At 67.6% G+C, this 13,417-nt stretch carries 16 protein-coding genes; 12 read left to right on the top strand and 4 right to left on the bottom strand.

The window, feature by feature from the left end; genetic code table 11:
- Nucleotides 1-1,560, top strand: coding sequence for a protein translocase subunit SecD (gene secD / locus GDIA_RS17710; RefSeq protein ID WP_043459119.1), 1,560 nt, complete (start codon nucleotides 1-3; stop codon nucleotides 1,558-1,560).
- Nucleotides 1,561-1,568: 8 nt separating this feature from the next.
- Complete coding sequence (gene secF, locus GDIA_RS17705) at nucleotides 1,569-2,510, top strand: protein translocase subunit SecF (RefSeq protein ID WP_043459117.1); 942 nt, start codon at nucleotides 1,569-1,571, stop codon at nucleotides 2,508-2,510.
- Here the strand turns inward: secF and GDIA_RS17700 are convergent.
- Nucleotides 2,440-2,919 (bottom strand): hypothetical protein, encoded by a 480-nt coding sequence (locus tag GDIA_RS17700; protein WP_012554997.1) that lies wholly within the window; start codon nucleotides 2,917-2,919, stop codon nucleotides 2,440-2,442. The two genes, secF and GDIA_RS17700, sit on opposite strands and share 71 nt — an antisense overlap.
- A gap of 191 nt (nucleotides 2,920-3,110) precedes the next feature.
- Between GDIA_RS17700 and GDIA_RS17695 the strand changes: the two genes are divergently transcribed.
- Together GDIA_RS17695 and GDIA_RS17690 are read left to right on the top strand one after the other, a co-directional pair.
- Nucleotides 3,111-3,842 carry an SDR family NAD(P)-dependent oxidoreductase gene (locus GDIA_RS17695; RefSeq protein WP_012225214.1) on the top strand — a complete coding sequence of 244 codons (732 nt, stop codon included), beginning with the start codon at nucleotides 3,111-3,113 and terminating at the stop codon, nucleotides 3,840-3,842.
- A 211-nt stretch (nucleotides 3,843-4,053) separates the two neighbouring features.
- Complete coding sequence (locus GDIA_RS17690) at nucleotides 4,054-5,403, top strand: 8-oxoguanine deaminase (RefSeq protein ID WP_012554996.1); 1,350 nt, start codon at nucleotides 4,054-4,056, stop codon at nucleotides 5,401-5,403.
- A gap of 50 nt (nucleotides 5,404-5,453) precedes the next feature.
- Here GDIA_RS17690 and mscL read toward each other — a convergent pair whose 3' ends face one another.
- On the bottom strand, nucleotides 5,454-5,918 hold the full coding sequence (gene mscL, locus GDIA_RS17685; RefSeq protein WP_012225210.1) for a large conductance mechanosensitive channel protein MscL: 465 nt from the start codon (nucleotides 5,916-5,918) through the stop codon (nucleotides 5,454-5,456).
- Nucleotides 5,919-6,117: 199 nt separating this feature from the next.
- Between mscL and rpmE the strand changes: the two genes are divergently transcribed.
- From rpmE to GDIA_RS17670, 3 genes are all read left to right on the top strand, one after another.
- Nucleotides 6,118-6,348 (top strand): 50S ribosomal protein L31, encoded by a 231-nt coding sequence (rpmE, locus tag GDIA_RS17680; protein ID WP_012225209.1) that lies wholly within the window; start codon nucleotides 6,118-6,120, stop codon nucleotides 6,346-6,348.
- A 195-nt stretch (nucleotides 6,349-6,543) separates the two neighbouring features.
- On the top strand, nucleotides 6,544-7,056 hold the full coding sequence (locus GDIA_RS17675; protein ID WP_012225207.1) for an Hsp20 family protein: 513 nt from the start codon (nucleotides 6,544-6,546) through the stop codon (nucleotides 7,054-7,056).
- Nucleotides 7,057-7,297: 241 nt separating this feature from the next.
- Nucleotides 7,298-7,876 (top strand): DUF1013 domain-containing protein, encoded by a 579-nt coding sequence (locus tag GDIA_RS17670; protein WP_012225206.1) that lies wholly within the window; start codon nucleotides 7,298-7,300, stop codon nucleotides 7,874-7,876.
- Between the two features lie 41 nt (nucleotides 7,877-7,917).
- Here the strand turns inward: GDIA_RS17670 and GDIA_RS18875 are convergent, their stop codons facing one another.
- The gene (locus GDIA_RS18875) at nucleotides 7,918-8,088 is read right to left on the bottom strand and encodes a YdcH family protein (protein WP_012225204.1); all 171 of its coding nucleotides are present in this window, start codon (nucleotides 8,086-8,088) and stop codon (nucleotides 7,918-7,920) included.
- A 161-nt stretch (nucleotides 8,089-8,249) separates the two neighbouring features.
- Between GDIA_RS18875 and GDIA_RS17665 the strand changes: the two genes are divergently transcribed.
- The 3 genes from GDIA_RS17665 to GDIA_RS17655 all read left to right on the top strand — a co-directional run bounded on the left by GDIA_RS17665 (nucleotide 8,250) and on the right by GDIA_RS17655 (nucleotide 10,161).
- Entirely contained in the window at nucleotides 8,250-8,450 is a 201-nt protein-coding gene (locus tag GDIA_RS17665) for a YdcH family protein (protein ID WP_012225202.1), read from the top strand.
- A gap of 80 nt (nucleotides 8,451-8,530) precedes the next feature.
- Entirely contained in the window at nucleotides 8,531-9,016 is a 486-nt protein-coding gene (gene purE, locus GDIA_RS17660) for a 5-(carboxyamino)imidazole ribonucleotide mutase (RefSeq protein ID WP_012225200.1), read from the top strand.
- Nucleotides 9,013-10,161 carry a 5-(carboxyamino)imidazole ribonucleotide synthase gene (locus GDIA_RS17655; protein WP_012225199.1) on the top strand — a complete coding sequence of 383 codons (1,149 nt, stop codon included), beginning with the start codon at nucleotides 9,013-9,015 and terminating at the stop codon, nucleotides 10,159-10,161. Before purE ends, GDIA_RS17655 begins: the two co-directional genes overlap by 4 nt.
- A 33-nt stretch (nucleotides 10,162-10,194) precedes the next feature.
- On the opposite strand, the gene GDIA_RS17650 is transcribed toward GDIA_RS17655, so the two are convergent.
- Nucleotides 10,195-11,178 (bottom strand): helix-turn-helix domain-containing protein, encoded by a 984-nt coding sequence (locus GDIA_RS17650; RefSeq protein WP_012225197.1) that lies wholly within the window; start codon nucleotides 11,176-11,178, stop codon nucleotides 10,195-10,197.
- 197 nt (nucleotides 11,179-11,375) lie between these two features.
- On the opposite strand from GDIA_RS17650, the gene GDIA_RS17645 reads away from it, so the two are divergent.
- Nucleotides 11,376-12,341 (top strand): thiamine pyrophosphate-dependent dehydrogenase E1 component subunit alpha, encoded by a 966-nt coding sequence (locus tag GDIA_RS17645; protein ID WP_012225195.1) that lies wholly within the window; start codon nucleotides 11,376-11,378, stop codon nucleotides 12,339-12,341.
- 45 nt (nucleotides 12,342-12,386) lie between these two features.
- Entirely contained in the window at nucleotides 12,387-13,415 is a 1,029-nt protein-coding gene (locus GDIA_RS17640) for an alpha-ketoacid dehydrogenase subunit beta (protein ID WP_012225193.1), read from the top strand.
- The last annotated feature ends 2 nt before the right edge of the window (nucleotides 13,416-13,417 follow it).

Genomic DNA, 13,417 nt, shown 5'->3' with positions numbered 1-13,417 from the left:
ATGATGTATTACAGCCGGCTCAAATTGGCCTCGGTCGTGGCCGTATGTCTTCTGGGAATGTTGCTCTGCCTTCCCAACGCCCTGCGCCAGCCCGCCCCCGCCGTGCCGTGGCGCCAGATCCACCTGGGGCTGGACCTGCGCGGCGGGTCGTACCTGCTGATGCAGGTGGACATGAACAGCATCCGCGCCGACCGCCTGCAGACCCTGGCGGACGGCACGCGCCAGGCGCTGCTGGGCGCCGGCCTGGGCTACCGTGACATCGCGACCGACGCGCAGGCCGGAACCGTGACCTTCACGCCCCGCGAGCCCGCCGAGTCCGATGCGGACCTGAAGACCCTGCGCGCCATGCCGAAGGCGGTGGCCGACGAATTTTCGGTCGATCGCCGGCCTGACGGCAGCATCGCCATCACGCTGTCGCCCGTCGCCATGCGCCAGCGCGCGGCCGAGGCCGTGACCCAATCGATCGAAATCGTGCGCCGCCGCATCGACGCGACCGGCGCGGTCGATCCCGAGATCACCCGCCAGGGCGAGGATCGCATCATCGTCGAACTGCCCGGCATCAGCGACCCCGAGCATGTCAAGAAGCTGCTGGGCACCACGGCGAAGATGACCTTCCACATGGTGCAGGAAAACGCCCTGGGCTCTGCCGTGCCCGGTCCCGGCGTCACCCTGCTGCCGATGCTGAACGCGCCGGACCAGAAGCTGCCGGTCAGGGACCATGTCGATGTCGACGGGTCCGACCTGACCAACGCGGGGGCGGCCATCGACCAGCAGAGCGGCGAATGGGCGGTCAATTTCACCTTCGATTCCGCCGGCGCGCGGGCCTTCGCCGCGACGACGCAGGCCAATGTCGGCCGTCGCTTCGCCATCGTGCTGGACAACAAGGTGGTCCAGGCCCCGGTCATCCGCACCGCCATTACCGGCGGCAACGGCCAGATCACCGGCGGCTTCGACGCGCAGTCGGCTACCGACCTGGCGCTGCTGCTGCGGGCCGGCGCGCTGCCGGCGCCGCTGTCGGTCATCGAACAGCGTTCGATCGGCCCGTCGCTGGGCGCCGATTCGATCCGCGCGGGCATGATCAGCCTGGGCGTGGGCTTCGCGCTGGTGATCGTGTTCATGGCGCTGTTCTACGGCCGGTTCGGCTGGTACGCGAACGCCGCCCTGCTGGCCAACCTGGTCCTGATGGTGGCCGTGCTGTCGCTGTTCCAGGCCACGCTGACGCTGCCCGGCATGGCCGGCATGCTGCTGACCCTGGGCATGGCGGTGGATGCGAACATCCTGATCAACGAACGCGTGCGCGAGGAAGTCGGCCGTGGCCGCACCCCGCTGGCGGCGATGCAGACCGGTTTCGAACGCGCGACCTCCACCATCCTGGACAGCAACGCCACCGCTTTGCTGGCGCATATCATGCTGTTCGTCTTCGGCACCGGCCCGGTCCAGAATTTCGCCCTGACGATCATGATCGGCATCGCGACCACGCTGTTCACCACCCTGCTGCTGTCGCGGATGCTGATGGTGCGCTGGTACGCCCGCACCCGTCCCACCGCCCTTCCAGTTTGAGGCGCATCATGTTCTCTCGTCCCCTCCTGCGCTTCGTGCCCAAGGGCACCCGGATCAACTTCATGCGCGGCCGTTTCGTCGGCCTAGCGACCTCCGCCGTGCTGTCGATCGCATCCGTGATCCTGTTCCTGCATCCCGGCCTGACGCTGGGGCTGGACTTCCGGGGCGGCATCGTGGTCGAGGCCCGGACCCAGGGCCCGGCCGATTTCGGCAAGATCCGCGCGGCCCTGGCCGCCCAGCATGTCGAGGCCGCGGGCGTGCAGTCCTTCGGCGCGCCCGACGACGTGCTGATCCGCCTGGACGCGCCCCCCGCCGGCGACCACGACCGCGAGGCCCATACCCAGGCCATGGTGGATTCCGTGCGCCACGCCGTGGCCACCCTGCCCGGCGCGCAGGTGCTGCGGGCCGACGCGGTGGGCGCGTCGGTGTCGGCCGAACTGTTCCGCAACGGCATGCTGGCCCTGGGCATCAGCCTGCTGATGATCCTGGGCTATATCTGGTTCCGGTTCGAATGGGAGTTCGCGGTCAGCGCGGTCGTCACCCTGGTGCTGGACCTGACCAAGACCATCGGCTTCCTGGTGCTGACGCATTTCGAATTCGACCTGGTGATGGTCGCGGCCATCCTGACGATCCTGGGCTATTCCACCAACGACAAGGTGGTTGTGTACGACCGGGTGCGGGAAAACCTGCGCAAATACCGCACCATGCCCCTGGCCGAGCTGATCGACCTGTCGATCAATGAAACACTGGGCCGCACGCTGGGCACGTCCTCGACGGTCTTCCTGGCGGCGCTGCCGCTGGCGCTGTTCGGCGCCAGCCTGTCCAGCTTCGCCTGGGTGATGCTGTTCGGGATCGTGGTCGGGACATCGTCCTCGATCTTTATCGCGGCGCCGCTCCTGCTTCTACTGGGCGAGAAGCGACTTCGGCGCGACGCGCGTCCGGCGCGCTGACCGGCGCCGGCAGGCAGGCGGCGGTCGATCCGCTGTCGGCCTGCCCGACGCAGGCCAGCATCATCTGGATGGCGACCTGGACCCGGCGCTCGCCGCCCTCGGTGGGATGCAGGACGTTTTCCGCCGCCAGGTGCCGGGCATACAGCGTGGTGGCGACCAGGTCGCGGGCCTGATCCTGCTTCAGGTGGCCGCTGGCCAGGCGGCCGCTGACCATGCCCTGCGCGATGAAATAGGTATCGATACTCAGATAGGCTTGCAGCGCCAGCGGCAGTTGCTCCATCGGCCGCACGGCGGCGTCGGGCGCCGTGGCGCGGCATCCCGCCATGGCCAGCACCCCGGCCAGCGTCAGCACAAGGGGACGCCCGGATCGCCGGCGCCGGTCGAACGAGGCGGGCGGTCTCTTCATCATGTCCGGGCTTCCTGTCATCAGCGAAGACTCTATCCTTCGATCGCGTCCAGTTGAAGCGACCAGGGGCGGCTTTTTGTCCCGACGGCACGCAGCGCGGCGCCGAAGCCCTGATCCGCGCCCGGCCGGGTTGCCCCACGGGGGAACGTCCGGCATGTGGTGGGCAGGTTCCATCAAGCCAAGGAGTACGATCCATGACCCAGCGTGTGGCTCTTGTCACCGGGGGAAGCCGGGGTATCGGCGCGGCCATCGCCCGGAAACTGGCCGAGGACGGCTTTGACATCGCCCTGACCTACGCCAGCAACGCCACGGCGGCGGCCCAGGTCGTCCAGCAGGTCGAGGCGGCGGGACGCAAGGGTGTGGCCATCAAGGCCGATGGCGGGACGACCGACGGCAACATCGCCGCCGTGCGCGACACCGTGAAGGCCCTCGGCCGGCTGGACGTGCTGGTCTGCAACGCCGGGATGTATCCCTACGGCCCGATCGGCGAGGCGACGGTGGAGCAGATCGAAAGGACGCTGAACCTGAACCTGCGCGCCGTGATGGTGGAAACCATGGAAGCCGTGGCGCACATGACGCACGGCGGCCGGCTGATCTATATCGGCTCGGCCTTCGGCGCGCGGGCGCCCTTCCCCGGCATCTCGCTCTATGCCGCCACCAAGGCGGCGCTGTGCGGCTTCGCGCGCGGCGTGGCGCGGGACCTCGGGCCCCGCGGCATCACCGCCAACGTGGTGGAACCCGGCCCCATCGATACGGAACTGAACCCCGCCACGGGCCAGGCCGCCGACATGCTGCGCAGCTTCACCGCCACCGGCGCCTATGGCGCGGTATCCGACATCGCCGGACTGGTGTCCTTCCTGGCCGGCCCGCAGGCCGGTTACATCACCGGGGCGGCGCTGGCGGTCGATGGCGGCCTGACAGCGTAACCGGACGAACCGGAAGCGGCCGCCCTGGGTGGGCGGCCGCTTTCGTGATCATCGCGCAATGGAATCGCGCACCGTTCGATGATAAAGGGTCGATCGACCACCGCCCGTTCAATACCGATTTGATGACGATCCGGACCTCGCACCTCCGGGACAGGGCTCATCGCGACAAGGCGCCCGCCTTGGCATCGGTATCTGCACGGAGGCCCCTATCATGACGGTCGATCTTCTTATCCGCGACGCCTATATCTACGTCGATCGCGATCATGAAATCGCGGACGGCTGGCTGGCCATCAAGGACCGGCGCGTTCATTCCGTCGGCGCTGAAGTCGCGACGGCGCCCCCCGCCCGGACCATCCTTTCCGCGCGGGGGCAACTGGTCACGCCGGGGCTGATCAACGCGCATCACCACATGTACCAGAACCTGACGCGGGCTTATGCGCCGGTGACGAACGGCACGCTGTTCGAATGGCTGACGGGTCTCTATCCGCTATGGGCGGACCTGGACGCGGAATCGGTCTACCTGTCGACCTGCGTCGCCATGGTCGAATTGCTGATGGGCGGCTGCACGACCTCGATGGACCATATGTATGTCCATCCCAAGCCCTTCCTGATCGACGCGCAGTTTCGCGCCGCGCGGGATATCGGCTTTCGTTTTTATGCCACGCGCGGGTCCATGACGCGGTCGGTGAAGGATGGTGGCCTTCCGCCCGCATCCGTCGTGCAGGACGAGGACACCATCCTGGCGGACAGCGAACGGCTGGTCGCGGCGTTCCATGACGCGTCGCCCGGCGCGATGGGCCGCGTGGCCCTGGCCCCGTGCTCGCTGTTCAGCGTGTCCGAGCGGATCATGACCGAATCGGCACGGCTGGCGGAAAAGCACGATCTGCGGCTGCACACCCATCTGGCGGAAGACCCCGACGAGGACCGGTATTGCGCCGATGTCTATGGGTGCACACCCACCGAATATTTCGAACGCGTGGGCTGGGCCACCCCCCGGTCGTGGGTGGCGCATTACATCTACCCCTCCAGCGACGAGATCGATCGCCTGGCCCATGCCGGGGTCTGCACGGCGCAGTGCCCGTGTTCCAACATGATGATCGGCGGCGGCGCGGCCGATGCGATGGGCATGCGCCGGCGCGGTATGCGGGTGGGGCTGGGCTGCGACGGCTCGGCCTCCACCGACCACGGATCAATGTGGCTGGAAACCCGCATGGCGCTGCTGCTGGGTCGCTTCAGGAACGGCCCGCATTCCATGTCGGCGCGTGATGCGCTGGACATGGCGACGCGCGGGGGCGCCGCCTGCCTGGGGTGGGAGGACGAGATCGGGCACCTGCGGCCCGGCGCCTGCGCGGACCTGGTCATCTGGAAGATGTCGGATATCGCGCGGGCCGGGGCCTTGAGCGACCCGGTCGAGGCCTGGCTGCGCTGCGCCCCCGCCGTCGCAGGGACGACAATCGTCAACGGCGCGATCCTGGTCGAGGACGGCGTGCCGGTCATGTCCAACCTGGCCGAAATCCTGCGCGACCATGCGCGCGAGGCCCGCCGCATCCAGCGCCTGTAACGCCCGGTGGGCGCGAGGTCATGCCCCGCGCCCACCGGACGGGCCGGACGTCAGGGCGCCGTCTTTTCCCTGGTGGCCAGCAGGTCGCGGATTTCCTGCAGCAGCACTTCGCTGCGCGGCGGCGCGGGCGGCGCGGCCGGGGCTTCGTGCTTCACAGTCAGCTTGTTCACGCCCTTGACCACCCAGAAGATCACGAAGCCGATGATGACGAACTGGATGACGGCGTTCAGGAACAGGCCCAGATTGATCGTGACCGCCCCGGCCTTCTGTGCGTCGGCCAGGGTGGGCAGATGCGGCCCGCGCAGGGTGAAGAAGACGTTGGTGAAGTCGATGCCGCCGATCAGCAGTCCGATGAACGGCGTAAAGATGTCCTTGACCAGGCTGTTGACGATCCCGGTGAAAGCGGCGCCGATGATGACACCGACCGCCAGGTCGACGACGTTCCCCCGCATGAGGAACGTCCGGAATTCGGAAATCCATCCCGGGGCGTGGATGGACGGGATCTTCGTGGCCATGGAGCCTCCTTCTTTTGGCTTACCCTGATAGCAATCCGCCGACCGTCGCAGGAACAGGAAAACAGCACGTTACCGCATTCCCGCCGCCGGCGTGGCGCCCGCGCCCCAGATAGACATTGATCCGGGGCCGGCGCTCGTCTATACGCCCACGCAAACGCCCCCGGTCGGCATCGGCGGGCCCAACATGTAAGGTTTGACGATGAAATCCGGCATCCATCCCGACTACCACGAAATCAACGTCATCATGACGGACGGCACCGAATACAAGACGCGTTCGTGCTACGCGCAGCCGGGCGCGACCCTGCGCCTGGACATCGACCCGAAGTCCCATCCGGCGTGGACGGGCGTGCAGCGCATGCTCGACACCGGGGGCCAGGTGGCGAAGTTCAACAAGAAGTTCGGTGGCCTGGGACGCCGCGCCAAAGCCTGATGCCGGCCGGGGGGTCCGCCCCCCGATCATCGCGATCATGTCTTGCGGAAACCCCGCCCCTTGAAAGAGGGCGCGGGGTTTCTCACGTATGGGACACGGGAACGCCATCCGGGTTCCCGCCAGCCAGGCACAGCCCGCTCGCCGAGGGGTATCGCGTTGCCTGCTGACATAGACCTTGCTGTTGAGGAGGTTGACATGACCTATGATTTCGCGCCGCTGTTTCGGACGGCCATCGGTTTCGACCGGCTTGCACGCCTTGTGGACAACGCCGCGCAAAACCCGGCGGTTCCGTCCTATCCCCCGTACAATATCGAACGGCTGGGTGACGGAAGCTACGTCCTGACCATGGCGGTGGCGGGCTTCGGCCCGGACGATATCGACCTGACGGTCCAGGATAACATGCTGGTCGTGACGGGGCGCGTCGCCAGCACCGCCCCGGCCGGCGAACTGCTGCATCGCGGCATCGCCACCCGCGCGTTCGACCGCCGCTTCGCCCTGGCCGATCATATCCTGGTCGAGGGCGCGGACCTGACGAACGGCCTGCTGCGCATCACCGTCAAGCATGTGGTGCCGGAGGCACTGAAGCCGCGCCGCATTCCGATCACCACTGCCTCCCCCGCCGTCGCACCTCCGGCGGAACCGGAACGGGTCGAAGCCCCCGCCGCCAATGACGGCGTCGCGGCGTCCCCGGCGGAACACGCGGCCTGATCGCGGCCAACACGTTGCATTCAGACCATGAAAGGGGGTCGGACCGCTGGTCCGACCCCTTTTTTCGCGGTCCCGAGCGCCCCTGCCTTCCTGCACCCTTGACCCGCCCCCCCGGCCGGCCCCATATCCATGGTCAAGTCATTGCGCGTCTGCAGGCACGCAGGGCGCCCGGGTCTCGGGGCGCCGACATGGGAAGGGTGCCTGCGCGGCGCCACCCATAGCGCAGTTAGGACCCGTCACCATGAATGCACTGCCCCTGATGCCGAAGGCCACCGCCGTGTGGTTGATCGAAAAGACGGCGCTGACCTTTACCCAGATCGCGGAATTCTGCGGTATGCATCCGCTGGAAGTGCAGGCCATCGCGGATGGCGAGGTCGCGCAGGGCATCGTCGGCTACGATCCGGTGGCCAATCATCAGGTGCGGCAGGAAGACATCGCCCGCTGCGAGGGCAATCCCGACCTGCGGCTGAAGATCCTGACGACGCCGAATCCGATTCATCGCCGGTCCAAGGGCGCGCGCTATACCCCCGTGGCCAAGCGCAACGACCGCCCGGACGCCATTGCCTTCATCCTGCGCAACTTCCCGCAGCTTTCGGAACAGCAGATCGTCAAGCTGGTCGGCACCACCAAGGACACGATCGCGAAGGTCCGCGACCGGCAGCACTGGAACAGCGCGAACATCAAGCCGCGCGATCCGGTCATCCTGGGCCTGTGCAGCCAGACCGACCTGAACGCCATGGTGCACGCCGCCAACGAGCGCCTGGCCCGCGAAGGCCAGGCCGTTCCGGCGCCGCTGGATATCGGCGAAGACGTCGCCTGATCCCGGCTCTCCGGGGGTGTTCTCCCCGGTAGACCCCGCCGTCAGGCGGGGTGGGACAGCCGTTCGATCTCTTCCTTGATGCGCAGCTTCTCGACCTTCAGCCGCTGCAGCACGGCGGGGTCGGGTGCGGGTCGGTGGTCCTCGTCGAAAATCCGGTCGTCGAGACGGGCATGACGCAGTCGCAGGCTGTGAATCCTGGCTTCGTAGGACATGGGACCTCCGGCAGATGTGCGTTTCGGTGTTGTCAGCCTAGGCCAGCCCCGCGTCCGGTGCGTATGTTAAATTTGCAGGACTTGGCGGGGCGGCCATGCATCTCGCCATCCTGGCTGGAATGGATAGAATGGCCCCGATGACCACAGGTTAGACAGGCAACATGCTGACAGACCGGGATACACTGCTACGGAAGCTGCACGAACTGCGCAGCGAGCACCGCGACCTTGACACCGTCATCAGCCGGCTGGCCCTGCATCCAATGGACCAGCTCCAGCTTCAACGCCTGAAGAAGCGCAAATTGCTGCTGAAGGACGAAATCGCGTGGCTGGAAAGCCGCCTGATCCCCGACAATATCGCCTGACCTCCATCCCTGATCCCCGAAAGCCTGCCCGCGTGAGCGATACGCCCCCCCTGCCCGATACCGCACCCTCATCCGCCGACATGTCCGCCCCGCTCGTGGGGATCATCATGGGCAGCCAGTCGGACTGGGAAACCATGCGGCATGCCGCCGAGATCCTGGGCAGGCTGGGCGTCGCGCACGAAGTCCGGATCGTTTCGGCCCATCGCACGCCCGACCGGCTGGCGGACTACGCCCGCACGGCCGCCGGACGCGGGCTGAAGGTCGTCATCGCCGGCGCCGGGGGGGCGGCGCACCTGCCGGGCATGTGCGCGGCGTGGACCATCCTGCCGGTGCTGGGCGTGCCGGTGGAATCGCATGCGCTGAAGGGCATGGACAGCCTGCTGTCCATCGTCCAGATGCCCGGTGGAGTTCCCGTCGGCACCCTGGCGATCGGCAAGGCCGGGGCCATCAATGCGGCGCTGATGGCATCCTCCATCCTCGCGCTGGGCGATGCGGCCCTGTCCGCCCGGCTGGCGGCGTGGCGCACGGCGCAGACGGACGCGGTCGCGGACGTCCCGGCCCGATGAGCGCCCCCTTCCCCGAAGCCCTGCCCGCCGGGGCGGTGCTGGGCATCGTCGGCGGCGGCCAGTTGGGCCGGATGTCGGCCGTCGCCGCCGCCCAACTGGGGTTTCGCGCCCACATCCTGACCGACGAGGCCGAGGGACCGGCCGCCCAGGTCGCCCACGCCGTCACGGTCGGCGCCTATGACGACCCCGACGTGCTGCGACGCTTCGCCTCGTCCGTCGATGTCGTGACGTTCGAATTCGAGAATATCAGCGCCGATGGGCTGGAACTGCTGGCCGGCCTGTGTCCCGTCCGCCCGTCGGGCCGCATCCTGCGCATCAGCCAGGATCGCATCGCGGAGAAACGGTTCCTGGCCGGGGCGGGAATTCCCCTGGCCCCGTGGGCCGAAATCCATACGCCGCAGGATCTCGACACCGCGATCGCGACACTGGGCCTGCCCTTCATCCTGAAGACCACCCGGCTGGGCTATGACGGCAAGGGGCAGCACCGCGTGCACGCCCCGGACGAGGCCCTGCCGGGCTTCCATGCCCTGGCCCCGCATCCCCTGGTGGCCGAGGCGATGATCGATTTCGCATGCGAAGTCAGCGTGATGGTCGCGCGCGGGCTGGACGGCACGGCCGTGACCTTCGACGTGACCGAGAACCGCCACCGGAACGGCATCCTGGATATCAGCCTGGCACCGGCCCGTGTTTCCGCCGACATCGCGGAACAGGCGCGCGACATCGCCATGCGCGTCGCGACCGCGCTGGACCTGGTCGGCCTGCTGGGCGTGGAAATGTTCGTGGACCGTGACGGCCGGGTCCTGGTCAATGAAATCGCCCCCCGGCCGCATAATTCCGGCCACTGGACGATGGATGCCTGCCCGGTGGACCAGTTCGCCATGCATGTCCGCGCCGTGACGGGCTTGCCGCTGCCCCCGGCCGTCCGCCATTCCGACGCGGTGATGAAGAATCTGGTCGGCCCCGACGACATGGCCCTCTGGCCCGCCATCCTGGCCACCCCGGGCCTGCTGCCCCACCATTACGGCAAGGAAGAGGCCCGGCCCGGCCGCAAGATGGGCCATGTCAACGTCCTGTTCCCCCATGGCGGCCTGCCGGGCGAATTCGGGGTAAACGCGGCGCTGGCGCCCTGCCTTCGAAATTCATAGATGAATTTCGGAGATCAGCAGGCCGCCAAGACTTTAGGCGTCCTCGCCACCCGACAGGGCGCGGATCTTCCGGTGCAGGGTTGACCGGCTGATCCCCAGTTGCCGCGCCGCCGCGCTGACATTGCCGCGCGCCGAGGCCAGGGCGGCATCAACCACCGCCTTTTCCGCCTCGCGAAAGCCGGATACGCCGCTCATGGCACCGTCCATCAGACAGAATTGCAGGTCGTCCCCCGGCGCCAGCCCCATCCGGCGCCGCGCCGCCTGGGTGGCGCCCACCACCCGGCGGTCGGAATCCAGCGCCAGCATGGGCGCGGAACTGCCGTCGCCCTCCTCGCCCTCGTCCCCCTCGCCCATCCTGACGATCATCTGCCCGCGATACAGGTCGGTGAAGCAGCGTGCCTCGATGCGCCGCGCCGCCTCGGTGATCGCGATGCGGATCAGCGCGACCTCGCGCCCATCGGGGTCGGGCCGGAACGAACTGGCGTCCAGCGCCCCGGCCAGCCGCCCCAGCGCGTCATAGACGGGCACGGCGCTGCAGGTCAGGTAGCGCAGATTCACCCGCCAGTGCTGGTTCATATGCACCGTCACCGCGCGCCCTTCGGCCAGGCAGGTGCCGATGCCGTTCGTGCCTTCGTCGCGCTCGTTCCAACTGGCACCGGGCCAGAGGTGCCAGCGCCGGCACCCGCGCTCGACGGTCTGCGCGGTGCGGCGCGTCAGCACGATCCCGGTCGAATCGGCCAGCAGCACCGCGTAATCCAGGCTGCCCACCACGGCGTGCAGCCGGTCCAGTTCCGGGTCCGCGAAACGCAGAAGCGGCCCAGCCTTGTCGCAGGACTGGCGCAGTTCGACGCAGGACAACAGGTCCGGCTGGCCCCAGCCTGACGGGTCCAGTGCGTAATCGCCCATGCAGCGCCGCCAGGATGCCGCCAGGATCGTCTGTCCCGTTGCCGGCGCCATGCCCATGGTCCGACCGATCGCCGGGTGACCTCCGGCGCTGTCCCTGTGAATCGATATCATCCGTCTCTTCCGAACGGTTATTGCGGTCGCCCTTTCTAAACCGCCCGACCTGTAGCAGTCCCGCGACAGTTCGGACGCGCGGCGTCACATATCCGTTATTCGTATAAGAGAATTTCTTGCTGAAAAGGCGGATCGGCGTTCCCGTGGGATCACGGATTTCGGTTCCGATATCCCATGAATAACAAGGAAGATTTCCAATGCAGATCGCGCGGGAAACGTTGCTTCGCTCCTATCGCGCCATGCGGACGATCCGTGATTTCGAGGAACGGCTGCATGTCGAATTCGCGACGGGCGAAATCCCCGGCTTCGTCCACCTCTATTGCGGCGAGGAAGCGTCAGGCGTCGGCGTCTGTGCCAACCTGACCGATACCGACACCATCTCCAGCACCCATCGTGGCCATGGCCACTGCATCGCCAAGGGGGTCGAGGTCGCGGGCATGATGGCCGAGATCTACGGCCGTCGCACCGGCGTGTGCCGGGGCAAGGGCGGGTCGATGCACATCGCCGACCTGTCGCGCGGCATGCTGGGCGCGAACGGCATCGTGGGCGGCGGCCCGCCGCTGATGTGCGGCGCCGCCCTGGCACACAAGACGCTGAAGGATGGCGGCGTCGCGGTCGCGTTCTACGGCGACGGCGCGTCGAACGAGGGCTCGACGCTGGAAAGCCTCAACCTCGCGTCGGTCTGGCGCCTGCCGGTGGTCTTCGTGCTGGAGGATAACGGCTACGGCGAGGCCACGGCGTCGTCCTACGCCTGCGCCGGATCGCAGAAGGCCCGGGCCGAAGGGTTCGGCATGCCCTACATGGAATGTGACGGGTCGGATTTCTTCGCGGTGCACCAGGCGGCGGCCGAAGCCATCGCCCATGCCCGCGCCGGAAAGGGCCCCGTCATGCTGCATGTCCATCTGGCGCGCTGGTACGGGCATTTCGAAGGCGATGCCATGACCTATCGCGCGTCCGGCGAAGTCGCGGCGGAACGGCGCGACCGTGACTGCCTGGCGCTGTTCCGCACCCGCGTGACCGAGGCCGGCCTGCTGGAGCATTCCGACCTGGACGACATCGACGCCTCGGTCCGTGACGAGATCGAAAGCGCGGTCGTCGCCGCGAAGCAGGCCCCGCTGCCCGAACCCGAGGACCTGCTGGCCGATGTCTATGTCCGTTACTGATCCCGCCCGCATCTCCCGGTTCCTGTCAGCCTGAAAGACATAAAAATGAGCAAGAAGAGCTATCGGCAGGCCATCAACGAGGCCCTGCGACTGGAAATGCGGCGCGACCCGCGCGTGATCCTGATGGGCGAGGACGTCGCCGGCGGACATGGCGGATCGTCGGGCGTCACCGACGCCTGGGGCGGCGTGCTGGGCGTCACCAAGGGCCTGTTGAGCGAATTCGGCGAGGATCGCGTCCTGGACACCCCGATCACGGAAGCATCCTATATCGGCGCCGCCGCCGGGGCCGCCGCGACCGGCCTACGCCCCGTCGCCGAGCTGATGTTCGTCGATTTCGTGGGCTGCTGCCTGGACCAGATCATGAACCAGGCCGCCAAGTTCCGCTACATGTTCGGCGGCAAGGCCCGCACCCCGCTGGTCATCCGCGCCATGTTCGGCGCCGGCTTCAACGCCGCGGCCCAGCACAGCCAGGCGCTGTACCCGCTGTTCACCCACATTCCCGGGCTGAAGGTGGTCGTCCCGTCCTCGCCCTACGAGGCCAAGGGCCTGCTGATCGAGGCGATCCGCGACGACGATCCGGTGATCTTCCTTGAACACAAGGTCATGTATGACGACGAGGAAGAGGTGCCCGACGAAGCCTATACCATCCCGTTCGGCGAGGCCAACCTGACGCGTGAGGGCGACGACCTGACGATCGTGGCGTTCGGCCGCATGGTGAAGCTGGCGAACGAGGCCGCCGACCGGCTGCAAAAGCAGGGCATCGGCTGCACCGTCATCGATCCGCGCACCACCTCGCCGCTGGATGCCGAGACGATCCTGGACAGCGTGACCGAGACCGGCCGGCTGGTGATCGTCGATGAATCCAGCCCGCGCTGCAACATGGCCGCCGACATCTCCGCCCTGGTGGCCGAACAGGCGTTCGACGCGCTGAAGGCCCCGATCCGGCGGGTGATGCCACCCCACACGCCGGTGCCGTTCGCATCGGTGCTGGAAAGCCTGTACCTGCCCGACGTGGCGAAGATCGAAGCGGCTGCCCGTGCCGTGATGACCCATCGCATCCGAGAGGTCGCCTGAAC

The organism is Gluconacetobacter diazotrophicus PA1 5, from assembly GCF_000021325.1.
Classification (GTDB): Bacteria; Pseudomonadota; Alphaproteobacteria; order Acetobacterales; family Acetobacteraceae; genus Gluconacetobacter; species Gluconacetobacter diazotrophicus.
This window is presented reverse-complemented; position numbering and strand designations above follow the sequence as displayed.